Here is a 12,074-nt window from a genome sequence, read left to right on the forward strand (position 1 = left end):
AGCTTTTTTGTGGGGTTTTCGTTCAAAAATGACTGGATGTGGCGCAACCTTTTTTCTTCAAAAATATCTTCGATAGTCACCAAAATGCCTGTTTCTTCCACCTTGCCAAATTCTTCGTTGATAGCCGTTCCGAACACGCGCATTGTGGGCGAGAGGTTCATGTAGGCACTCACTAAGGGCGGGATGTTGACATTGTGTTTGCGCACTTCGGTGTTGAGAATTTTGTAATCGTCCTTGTAATTGTCCTTTAAGAACATTTGTGCGAGGTTTTTTTCGTCCATATTAGTGATTAACGGCATGATGGGAGTGACCAAATTGTCTTTGTCTGCAAAATATTTGTTGAGAAAAAACAAAATCAGATTGCGGGCTTCGGTGTTGTAAGAGCCATACATCGTCACTTTTCCGAAGAAATAGCGCAAATCGGGGTCGATGACCGAAAGCGCACCCAACCCGTCCCAGAGATTGTCCAACGCGAACAGTCCTTTGGTGCCAAACAAGCCCGCCTGATAGTCCAAAGACACAAACGAGCGTCCCAACTCAACCGTGGCGGGCAGATATTGCTCGATGAATTGGGGTGAAAAGGTGAACAATTCGCAGGTCGCGATATTATCCGGCTGCCCGTTGGCATCAAATGTAACCTCATTGCCGCATCGAAAGCGATAGCCGCCAATAATTTGTTCTGCCTGCGGGTCCCAGACAATCAACTGACGGTAAGGTGTTTCCATCGTGTCGAAGTGGTCAATATCCACCGCTTTGCCTGTTCCACCACCATAATAGCGGAACGCAATTTCGCGCAAACGCCCCACTTCCTGCATCAAATTGGGTGCATTGCGGGCTGTGAACAGGTAAATTTCATTACCCGACTTGTTAGTCTTCCGAAAAAGTTTGTCGGCAGTCAATTCCGACTTAATCACCTCCTTGGGGAGGGCAGGGATAATCTCTTCCATCTTTTCAATTATGAATTACGTCTATTACGTCAGTAGAAAATCATTACTGCCCGCAAAGGTACGACAAAAATTTAAAACTGAAAATAATAGCACCTCAAAAAAAAATCCGCGATGAGTGTTATTTTGCTTTTTTGATTTTCCGCTCCAAGTCTTTGACTTTTTCGCCCTCCGCTTGTTTTCGCACGATGGCTTTTTGCCATTCTACGATTGCCTGAGCCGTGTTTCCGAGGGCGTGCAGGATGTCGCCATAGTGTTCAAACAGTTCGCTTGATGGTTCCGGTGACTTGCTGATTGCCGATTCGATGTAGAATTTTGCCAGATTGTAATTGCCTTTTTGAAAAAGCACCCACGCATACGTGTCGATGTAAGTGCCGTTATTGGGTTGCTGGCGAACAACTTCCGAAGCCATCCGCTCGGCTTTGTCCAAATCCATTTTGAGCAACGAAAGATAATAGGCATAGTTATTCAGCGCAGAAATATTGTGCGGATTGGCTTCCAACGCGAGTTCAAATGCCTCAAACGCCTTTTTCTTGTTGCCCTGCCGGTAATAAATATCGCCCATTTGCTCTAAAAAACTGGACTGCATCTCTCGGTCATCCTCATCCGCCACAGCCAACCCGGCCGAATAAACTTTCAGTGCCGCCTTCAAATTGTGCCCAAGCAAATAGCTCATCCCCTTGTAAAAATAAAATTCAGCCACATTGGGAAACTGCTGCAATGCACTGTCGCAAAGTGCCGCCACACTCGTAGCATCTGCCTCACGGATAGCAATTTGCAACAACTGCAACCAGGCAACAATATCATCCGGAACGGTTTTTGTCAGTTCGTAATACTGCGCTTTGGCTTCAGCAATTTTGCCCTGCGAAAGCAAATAATCGCCGCTCAACCGCAACGCATAATAGCCATATTCCGGCTTGTCGGGACGTGCTTTTGCCAATTCCCGGTACAAGGCAATAGCCTGTTCATACTGCTTTGTAGCGTGATACAACTCGGCTAATTCCGATTTATAACTCTGATTGTCAGGCTGATAAGCATAAGCCTGTTTCAAAGAGGCCAATGCCCGCTCGGGGTCCTGGAGCAACACATAATAATGCGACAACTCATACCACGCCACCGCCGAAGTAGAATCCAATTTCAAGGACTGCTGCAAAGCCTCAAACGCCTCCTCAAAGTCCTCCTGATATTTCAACCGAAGCGACTCAACAAAAAGCGAATCAGACAAAAACTTGCCCCGCGAAAACAAAGATTGCGCCACAACAACCTCATCCGCCAACACCCCCCCGCAAAAAACAAACAAAAAAACAAAAAAACCAACCTTTCTCATAACTAAAAACCGCAAAAAAAAACTCAACCCGCTAAACTCTAAACTCTATACTCTAAACTCTCAAAGAACCCCCGTATGCCCAAACCCGCCAACACCGCGCTCACTCAATGCGAGCTCCTCAACCGCCTGCCATTCAACACGTTCGTGCTTGGCAACCACCATTTGGCAGATGCGCTCGCCGTCCGTGATGGTAAACGGCTCTTTCGACAGATTGATGACAATCACCTTGATTTCGCCGCGATAATCGGCATCAATCGTACCCGGCGAATTGACCAACGAAATGCCAAACTTAATCGCCAACCCACTTCTCGGGCGAATTTGCGCCTCATAGCCAACAGGCAATTCGATGAAAAGACCGGTCGGCACCAGCATACGCTCCAACGACCCCAACACAATAGGCGCATCAATATTAGCCCGCAAATCAAGCCCTGCTGAGTGCAATGTTTCGTACTCCGGCAGGGCATGCCTCGATTTATTTATAACCTTAACCTTCATGCAGTTACCATTTACCAGTTACCAGTTACCAGTTACCAGATCCGTCATAATGTTGGTAACTGGTAACTGGTAACTGGTAACTGTTAAATGCGTTTTTCTTTGATGCGGGCTTTTTTACCGGTCAAATCGCGCAGGTAATACAGCTTGGCACGGCGTATCTTGCCAACTTTGTTGCGCACGATTGAATCGATAAACGGCGAATTGAGCGGGAAAATACGCTCTACACCCACATTGTCCGACATTTTGCGAACAGTAAACCGTTTGACATCACCATGCCCTGCGATTTTAATTACCACTCCGCGGTACTGCTGTACACGCTCCTTGTTGCCCTCTTTGATGCGGTAAGCCACCGTCACAGTGTCGCCACTCTTAAACTCCGGGAAATTTTTCTCTTCCGGATTAGCAAATGCCTCCGCGGCAATTTTCATCAATTCCATTTTTTATTTTAACTATTTAATTTACAATACCTTAACGCAACATTCGCGAGTCACTCTTCTCTCCCCAGAGGTTACGATAAGTCTATTTCGGGCGCAAAGGTACGAAAAAGTTATGAGTTATGAGTTATGAATTATGAGTTTTTTTGCACATACGTTATAATTTGTGTTAAAAAGCCGCGCGGTTGTTATCCTTATGATTTATAACTCATAATTATTTCGTACCTTTGCGGTCGCAAACTGCGGCTGTGGTGTAATTGGTAGCCACGCCAGACTTAGGATCTGGTGCTTCACGGCGTGGGGGTTCGAGTCCCTTCAGCCGCACAAATGCGAAATAAAAGACAAAAATGGCAGTAATAATAACACACATTTTAGCCGCCAATTGGTTGCGTTGCTGTAAATTAGCCGCGAACATGATTGTTCTTTGGCTTGCAGCAATTTTATTTTCGTGTGACGGAAAGGCCGAATACGTATCGCATCAGGGTTCCGCGGAAGGCACTACCTATAAGATTACCTACTCGCCTCCTGCCGCCGGTGAACGTTACGAAGAGGACATTGTGCAGTTACTTCAACGATTTAGCGAGTCGCTTTCCACATATATCCCCACTTCGCTGATTTCACGCATCAACCGGAACGTTCCCGATGTGGAAATTGACGATTATTTCCGCACCGTGTTCGTTAAGTCTGCGGAAGTCAATCGTGCATCGTCCGGTGCCTTTGATATTACTATCGCGCCCATTGTCAACCTGTGGGGATTTGGCTTCACGTCCAATACTCCCGATATTGACCCTGCCAAAATAGACAGTTTGCTGCAATTTGTGGGGATGGACAAGGTGCGCATCGTTGGAAACAGGGTGGAGAAGGATTCTCCGGGTGTGATGCTTGATGTGAATGCCATTGCCAAAGGGTATTCGGTGGATGTGGTGGCAAATTTTCTGAAAAGCAAGAGATGCAAAAACTATCTGGTCGAAATTGGCGGCGAGATTGTCGCGCGAGGCGTCAACGCATCGGGCAAGCCATGGCGGGTAGGCATCGACCGTCCCGCAGACCGCGCCATACCCGGGCAGAATTTGCAAGCCATTGTGGCACTTGACAACAAAGCTTTGGCTACATCAGGCAATTACAGACGCTTTTTTGAGAAAGACGGGGTCAAATACGCCCATTCCATCGACGTGAAAACGGGTTATCCGGTGAATCACAACCTGCTGAGTGTAACCATCGTGGCAGATGATTGCATCACCGCCGACGCCTGGGCTACGGTCTGTATGGTGTCGGGACTTGACAAAACGAGGACACTCTTAGCCAACCATCCCGAATTGGAAGCCCTGCTGATATACAGCGACACACAAGGCAATTATCAAATAGAGGTCACCAAAGGCTTGAAAAGCGCGGTCAGTAAATAAATTTAAAATTCAATTTATGCGTACCATTCGCGTTTTCGGTTTTTCAGATTTTGGAGCGTATCAATACAGATATTGACGTCGTCCACTAACTGGAAATCAAACATTCCTACACATATAATGTCAGCACCATTCTCGAAAGCCCAGTTGAAACCGTCCTTAGGGTAAATGGCACCTGCGGCAAGCACTTTAAAGCCTATGACCGGTAGTTTTGCACGGTTGACAAATTCTACCGTGCGGTCGGGGAACGGACAAAAACAGTTGTCGTGGAACTGATTGTGGTCCCGGCTATATTTGCCGTCCACTTCAAAAGGCTTTCGGTTTTCGCGCGGATGCGCCGACCAGTAATTGTCGTGGTGCATGGTTTTCATGTAAAAGTCAGGGAAGATACCTTTTTCGTCGCACAATATCAAAGAATCAATGGTATGTGCTCCCATTCCGGCTATCGAACCATGGCTCCTGATTCTGTCCATCAGCCCGGCTATCACATCAAACTTCCCGTCCCGAACAAGCCAGTCACACCAGTTTCCTTGCAGTTGTATCATATCCATTCCGCTATCAACGGCTTGGGTGACATCGGCATAAATATCATCCTTGTTTTTTTCGTCAACGCCGATTTGGGTGATTATCTTGATTTTACTGCCTGTTATTTTTTTGTATTTGACCATTATCGGTATTTGCTGATAAGCAATATTAATGGCATTGATACCTGCCTGTTCGCCCAGCATCAGGGTTTCAAAGACTTTTTTCTCTGTATTATACGCTTTCATAAGGCTGGAGGTATATATCAAATCCCGCGAATGTGCCCAACCACCAATTATATTTGAACCCATGATTAAGCGGCTGATTTCGAGCCCGCCGATTTTCCCCTTGGGAAGTTCGCCTTTCAATTGACTCAAAGCGACTTGATTGACCTGTATCGTAGCACCCGACATGACATCCACATTATATATCTGATTGCTTCGGTGGGCACTCCATCCCAAAAAGCCCAGAACAGGCAATGTGACAAGGTTTTTCAATGCTTCCCGTCGGGTATTCACTTCGGATGGTGCTTCTGTTGTGGCTTCCGGGGCTACCGGTTTCCACAATTTGATTCCCAAATCTTTCCATAATTTGAGAAATTCATCCAAACCGTATCCCTTTTCTGCATAGAAAAAGAGAAATACAAGAGCCACTGCCTCTAAAAATATTTTATCGACAATATACAGCGTGCCGTCGCCTCCGAGCAATGAAACGCCAAAGGGAGGGTATGCAAAGTAATACAGGACAAGCAACAGCGTACCGAAAAACGACGCCAAGCGACTGAACAAGCCGGTGAATAGACCCAAGCCAATCAGTATTAATCCCCAGACATTCATAAAATTAACCACTTGTAGCATTGTCGGCGAAGCGGCAAGCCAATGGTAAAATCCGGACAGAAATCCGTACGTATTGCTCAGATAGGATTCTGCCGTCCAATGCTCAGCACTCAGTTTCACCCATCCCTCGTACAAAAAGTGCCAACCAATAGTGACACGAAGGATTGTGACGATTGTTTTATTCACTGTTCTATTTTCCATTATTTTTCTCATAAAAACTTAATCTAATTGTTTAACAATTTTTTCTGTGAATTGCCACAACAACAATTCGGTGACAAAGGTAGCATTTTTTTTCTAATAAAAACACATCACGCAAATTTATGTGCAACGGTTTTGAGATTATCACTAAGTGAAAGGAAAGCGTTTGATAATTTTCTCTTTTCTTCCAAAGTGAATCGGGCAGGTTTTCCATGCACAGCATAGCCGTGTAATCGCTGATACATCCACGATTTGTCTTTGCCAAAGTAATTTCGTGAGATAGTGGAAAAATTGACAAATTCTTCCACACCATCCAGTTGCTCAAGGATAGAAATTTCTTTGGAAATTTCCTTTACCTGCTTCAACTTACTGAGTTTCACCTCTGCAAGAGAATTACCAATATTTTCTTTTTCCGATTCGGATTTTTCACCTAAAAAAGAATCTACGAGTTTATCAAACTCTTCCGTAGATAGTCCTCTGCCTGAAACCAACAAGTCTTCTAATTCATTTTTATAATCTTTCTTCATATTATTTTTTTTTTTGCCCCTCCGAAAAGAAGCGTTTAATTACTACTTTCCCTCTAAATTTTTCAATTCCTTGTTATAGTCATTTAGCTTATCAAGATAAAAATCCAACATGTCATCCAGTTGAGGAGTATGACATCCGAGTTGTTCCTCCATCCTTTTAATGCTTCTCAAATCTTGATAGAGCAATCGAATACACTCTTTTAACTCTGCAATCCTTTCTTTATTCATAAAAACCGTCATTTTAATTAGACACCGCAAAGGTATTGATAATCTTTTGAATATCCAAATAAAAAAGCACTTATTTTCATGCTTTACAACATATTTTTCATAAGTACTTAATCATCAATGAAATATTTTTTTGCTTTCTTTCGATAACTCTTAAATTGCAGTCCCTTCTGCCGCACTTTTGTCAGTTAATTGTTTGGACGCCAATTAGTTGGTCGTAGCGTTTTCCGAATGTTCGTGCATATACCATCACGCGATATTCGTTTTTTGTTTGGTAAAAATCTCCTTCTACGGGTGCTGTTTTTGCCGGTGTATTTGGTTTATTTTGAGTAACATACAGGTAATTGTAATAGCCCTCTTTCAGCAGTGCTGTTTTGACGTAACCATTCCTTTCGTAGGTCATTTCGGAACGGTAATCGAAGATATTGTTGAATGCTTCGCTCAAAATATACACCTTTTCATTCAGGGGTTGTCCCGCCAAGGAAAAATGCACAAGATGGTAATCCGCCTCATAGTCTGAGTTATCTGCCTCTGTATTACGGATATACACCTTGCCGTTCAGGTCGTCGGAATACGAATACGGCTCGTTGGAGCGAAATTTGTAGGGGCGCAAAATGGTGTGATAGTATGGCTCGTGATACTCTATAGCGGCGATATTCAGTCCTGGAAATTGTGCGGTGGTCATCTCAAAGCGGCGATATTCATTGCCCGCATCAAAAATCAAGGCAGGATTGTGTGAATATTCAGCCTTGCCGGTTTGCACTAAACGCGGCTTAACAAGCTGTGCAGCATTATCATAGCGATGATTTTGCAGCACATAAACCTTCAAATCGGTGTTCGGATTCTGAACGGCACTGCCATAACTCACCACGAAATCAACCGCCTGAAAATGGGTGTTCGCCCCCTTATCCGTGACGGGCGAAACGCTTATCTGCACATTTGCAAGCGGTTCCACGACCGAAAAACAGGCATTGAGCATCGGTCGTTCGTTGCCATCCTCAAAAACCTGCACCGCATAATTGCCGGACAACTTCAGCCGCACCCGCTCGTTGGGAATCCGCAGTTCATAATGCACATACTCCATCGTTGTGTTGAGCGAATTGTCGTAATCAGTCAACGGATTGTTTTGCAGCCCGTTCAGATATTCGTGTTCATCCAACTTCGACCGCGTCCAATCGGCGTTGCAATGCCAAATTTTGTAGGTGTAATGACCGGTTTCCACACCCAAAACATCGAAACTAATGGCGATAGCGCGATTTTGATTGAAGTCAATAATCGGGGCTAATTTCCACTGATGTTCCGGAAAAACGCGCAAGGTTTGCACCCGTTCGGAAAAGGATTCTGTCCGCAGGGGCTGTGCTTGCAAGGATATGGTAGAGGTGATTGTTATTACTAACAATAGTAGTAGAATCTTCATGGGATTGCGGGTCAAGCCCGCAATGACGGGTGTTGTGCGGGTCAAGCCCGCAATGACGGACGTTGTGCGGGTCAAGCTCGCTATGACGGGTGTGTTCATATTGATTTTGTTTTTGTGTAACCTTCTTTGCGCAAAATTTCCGACAGTTTTTGCCTGAAATCGCCTTGTATGATGATTTCGTTGTTTTTGGCTGAGCCGCCTACGCCGCACTTTGTTTTCAGGAGTTTAGCCAGCTCTTGCAAATCTTCGTCTGCACCCACAAATCCCGTAATCAGCGAAACTTGTTTTCCCCCTCGATTTCTCTTATCCAACTGCACACGAAGCTGTTGCTTGTCGCGCGGCAAGGTTTCAACCTCATCTGCCGCCTGATTTTCATACCGGAAATCAGGATTAGTTGAATACACCACATTCTGCCGCCCTTTCCAATCGTTTGCGTTCATAATTCACGATGCGGATAGTGCGTTGACCTCGCGTTTGATAAATTTGTTGAGGGCTTCCCCTTTCAGCAATCCGTTGGCAAGCAATGCCAAATCGACCAACTGGGTGATTATAGCCTGTGCTTCGGGCGTATTTTCCTTTTCCACTTTCTTCACGGCGGGCGCATCCAAATTGACGGTCATGGCGTATGAGTTTGGCATCTCGCCGTAGAAATTCATGCCGGGCTGCATCGCGGACATCTCCATCATGCGGCGCATAAACTCGTTTTGCGTCACGGTGACGGGGTTGCCGGTTTCGCCCAAGTGTTCAAAACCAATCACGAAATCGGTTTTTTCGATGGGCGGAATGACCGACTTGAATTTTTCTGTCAGCGCGGTGCGTTCTTCTTCGGTCAATTTGACCTCTTGGGCATCGGTTTTCTTAATCAAATTGTCCAAAATATCGGCATCTACGCGCACGAAGCGGGATTTTTCCAACTTCGATTCCAGCGCGTTCATAAAGTGATTGTCGAGTTGCCCGTCCATCAGCAGCACATCGTAGCCCTTTTCTTTCGCTTGGTCGATGTAGGCAAATTGGGTGTTTTTGTCGGTCGTGTAGAGATAAATCAGCGTGCCGTCCTTGTCCGTTTGGTTGGCTTCCACCAGCGTTTTGTATTCGTCCAATGTGAAAAATTTGTTTTCTAATGAGTTGAACAGCACGAACTTCATCGCGCGTTCGGCAAATTTTTCGTCGGTTATCATGCCGTATTCGATGAAAACGCGCAGGCTGTTCCACTTTTCCTCAAACTGCGGGCGGTTGTTCTTAAAAATTTCGTCCAGGCGGTCAGCCACTTTTTTGGTGATGTAGGTCGAAATCTTCTTCACATTGCTGTCCGACTGCAAATAGGAGCGCGACACGTTCAGCGGGATGTCCGGCGAGTCAATCACGCCGTGGAGCAGCGTCATAAATTCGGGCACGATGCCTTCCACGCTGTCACTCACAAACACCTGATTGCTATACAGTTGTATCTTGTTTTTCTGCAAATCAATGCCGTTTTTCACCTTGGGGAAATACAAAACGCCCGTCAGATTGAACGGATAATCCACGTTCAGATGTATCCAAAACAGCGGGTCTTCGCTATACGGGTAGAGTTCCTTGTAGAATTTGATGTAGTCTTCGTCGGTCAATTCCGCCGGTTTACGCATCCACAGCGGGTTGGTGTCGTTGATGATGTTGTCTTCGTCCAATTCCACCGATTTGCCGTCTTTCCACTCCGATTTTTTGCCGAATGCAATTGGCACGGGCAGGAAGCGGCAGTATTTTTTCAGCAGCGATTCGATGCGCGTTTTTTCCAAAAATTCCTTGCTGTCGTCATCCATATAGAGGATGATGTCGGTGCCGCGAGCCTCTTTTTTCGCCTCGGCGATGGTGTATTCGGGCGAGCCGTCGCACGACCATTTCATTGCAGGAGCATCCTCTTGCCACGATTTGGTGATGATTTCCACCTTTTTCGACACCATAAACGCCGAATAGAAGCCCAAGCCGAAATGCCCGATAATGGCATTGGCGTTGTCCTTGTACTTTTCCAAAAAGCCTTCCGCGCTCGAAAAGGCAATCTGGTTGATGTATTTGTCTATCTCATCGGCAGTTAGCCCCAATCCGCTGTCGGAAATCGTGAGCGTCTTCTTCTTGTCGTCGAGCTTCACGCGAATAGTCAAGTCGCCCAACTCGCCTTTAAACTCGCCCACTTGCGCCAGCGTTTTCATCTTCTGAGTAGCGTCCACCGCATTAGAAATCAACTCACGGAGAAAAATCTCGTGGTCGCTATACAAAAACTTTTTAATCACGGGGAAAATGTTTTCGGTCGTCACCCCGATATGACCTTGCTTTTTTGCTTCCATAATATAAATGTGTTGTTTTTATGGACAATTACTCAAAAATGGTGCCACTTATTTACAACTGACATTTTGGCAGATACGCTCTCCAAATTCTTATTTGATATGAAAATACCGCGCTTCGGGGTGCAGGATGTACAAACCGGCAACGGAGGCATTGGGATACATCGCACCGCTGTCGGTGAGGCTTATGCCGATTTCGCGCATATCCAACACCTCATCAATCAGGAAGTTAAGGCGAATATCCGGCAGCATCGGATAGCCCGACGCGGGGCGGATGCCAACGCCTTTGCATAGTTTTTTGTGCAAATATTCGGAGGCGGCTTCCACCAGCCTGTCGCGGAGTGATTGCTCCAGCAAGTCCTGATAATCATCGCCTGAGGGCTGATTTTTGCCCGCAGTGATGGCAAACATGCCGATAAAATCGCCATCGGGATGGATGAAATCGGCGATTGAGGCATAACTGTCGTCATCCCGCTTTTCCTGTTGGCGTGCTAAGGGGATTTCTTTCACGCCTTTTTGCGTTTCTACATATAATATGTCATTTTTCGCCGTGACGGGGAAAAAGCCGAATATGGCTTGAATGAAAAACCTGTCATTGCGGGTGTGAAGGCTGTCATTGCGGGCTTGACCCGCAATGACACCACACAAGCCCGCAATGACAGTGTTTGCATCCGCCAACAATTTTTTTGCTTCATCGGATTCGCGGTCTTTGACGGGGAATTTCCATGTGGTCAAGAATGCCGTCCAATTGATGTCCGAGACGACTTCTTGGATTGGGATATTTAGTTTTTGTATGTCAGCCATTGATGCTTGGTTTTTGGGGGTATATTGAGTGTGGTCGATTTTTGCCGCGTGTTGGCGGGCATATTCGATGCTGACCGTTTCTTTGGGGGTGTTTGTTTGTTCGCGCAATGCCTTGTAATCTGCTTTGATGCTTTGGATGAATGCCGCTCGCGTGTCGGGGTTTAGCAACTGATTGACCACCGGAACGGCTTGTGAGGCATCTTTCACATGGACGACCGCACCGCGATAGAGCGGGTCGATTTTCAGGGCGGTGTGCAGTTTGGAGGTCGTTGCGCCGCCGATGATGAGCGGGATTTGCAGTCCGGCTGTGTCCAATTCGCCCGCCAGCGTTGCCATTTCGTGGAGGCTGGGTGTGATTAAGCCGCTCAGCGCGATGACATCCGGCTGCTGCTCAATGGCTTGGCGGATGATTTTTTCGGGCGGCACCATCACGCCGAGGTCGATAATCTCGTAGTTGTTGCACGCCAAAATCACGCCCGTGATGTTTTTGCCAATGTCGTGGACATCGCCTTTGACGGTGGCAAAAAGGATTTTGCCCGCTTTTTTTGCGCCCGTCTGTTTGGAAGCTTCGATGGCGGGTTGGAGAATTTCGACCGCTTTTTTCATTGTGCGCGCCGTTTTAACTACCTG

12 protein-coding genes and 1 tRNA gene are annotated in these 12,074 nt (G+C 46.2%); 2 read left to right on the plus strand and 11 right to left on the minus strand.

All coding sequences use genetic code 11. The annotated features are described in order from the left end of the window. The 4 genes from glsB to rplS form a co-directional block, all read right to left on the minus strand. On the minus strand, window positions 1-947 hold a 947-nt coding region (gene glsB, locus ASC50_RS02350), incomplete at its 3' end, for a glycine N(alpha)-acyltransferase GlsB (protein WP_056928649.1). Window positions 948-1,065: 118 nt separating this feature from the next. Next, the gene (locus tag ASC50_RS02355; RefSeq protein ID WP_055431601.1) at window positions 1,066-2,271 is read right to left on the minus strand and encodes a tetratricopeptide repeat protein; all 1,206 of its coding nucleotides are present in this window, start codon (window positions 2,269-2,271) and stop codon (window positions 1,066-1,068) included. 60 nt (window positions 2,272-2,331) lie between these two features. After that, on the minus strand, window positions 2,332-2,766 hold the full coding sequence (dut, locus tag ASC50_RS02360) for a dUTP diphosphatase (protein ID WP_055431602.1): 435 nt from the start codon (window positions 2,764-2,766) through the stop codon (window positions 2,332-2,334). Between the two features lie 83 nt (window positions 2,767-2,849). Then, complete coding sequence (rplS, locus tag ASC50_RS02365) at window positions 2,850-3,203, minus strand: 50S ribosomal protein L19 (RefSeq protein WP_055431603.1); 354 nt, start codon at window positions 3,201-3,203, stop codon at window positions 2,850-2,852. 239 nt (window positions 3,204-3,442) lie between these two features. Here rplS and ASC50_RS02370 point away from each other — a divergent pair. Both ASC50_RS02370 and ASC50_RS02375 read left to right on the plus strand, forming a co-directional pair. Further along, a tRNA-Leu gene (locus ASC50_RS02370) sits at window positions 3,443-3,524 on the plus strand. Window positions 3,525-3,547: 23 nt separating this feature from the next. Next, entirely contained in the window at window positions 3,548-4,603 is a 1,056-nt protein-coding gene (locus ASC50_RS02375) for an FAD:protein FMN transferase (RefSeq protein ID WP_082592039.1), read from the plus strand. A gap of 14 nt (window positions 4,604-4,617) precedes the next feature. Here the strand turns inward: ASC50_RS02375 and ASC50_RS02380 are convergent, their stop codons facing one another. The 7 genes from ASC50_RS02380 to ASC50_RS02410 form a co-directional block, all read right to left on the minus strand. Beyond that, window positions 4,618-6,159 (minus strand): DoxX family protein, encoded by a 1,542-nt coding sequence (locus ASC50_RS02380; protein ID WP_055431605.1) that lies wholly within the window; start codon window positions 6,157-6,159, stop codon window positions 4,618-4,620. Window positions 6,160-6,266: 107 nt separating this feature from the next. Next, complete coding sequence (locus tag ASC50_RS02385; RefSeq protein ID WP_055431606.1) at window positions 6,267-6,683, minus strand: DUF5053 domain-containing protein; 417 nt, start codon at window positions 6,681-6,683, stop codon at window positions 6,267-6,269. 42 nt (window positions 6,684-6,725) lie between these two features. Then, entirely contained in the window at window positions 6,726-6,911 is a 186-nt protein-coding gene (locus ASC50_RS02390; RefSeq protein ID WP_158648305.1) for a hypothetical protein, read from the minus strand. Between the two features lie 181 nt (window positions 6,912-7,092). After that, window positions 7,093-8,424 (minus strand): type IX secretion system plug protein, encoded by a 1,332-nt coding sequence (locus tag ASC50_RS02395; RefSeq protein WP_082592041.1) that lies wholly within the window; start codon window positions 8,422-8,424, stop codon window positions 7,093-7,095. Next, window positions 8,421-8,765, minus strand: coding sequence for a translation initiation factor (locus ASC50_RS02400; RefSeq protein WP_055431608.1), 345 nt, complete (start codon window positions 8,763-8,765; stop codon window positions 8,421-8,423). Before ASC50_RS02400 ends, ASC50_RS02395 begins: the two co-directional genes overlap by 4 nt. Window positions 8,766-8,768: 3 nt before the next feature. Next, a complete protein-coding gene (htpG, locus tag ASC50_RS02405; protein WP_055431609.1) occupies window positions 8,769-10,643 on the minus strand; it encodes a molecular chaperone HtpG in 1,875 nt (624 codons plus the stop codon). A 90-nt stretch (window positions 10,644-10,733) separates the two neighbouring features. Then, window positions 10,734-12,074, minus strand: a 1,341-nt coding sequence (locus tag ASC50_RS02410; RefSeq protein WP_226995344.1) for a vitamin B12 dependent-methionine synthase activation domain-containing protein, incomplete at its 5' end; no start/stop codon positions are given.

It is taken from the genome of Candidatus Symbiothrix dinenymphae (assembly GCF_001431085.1).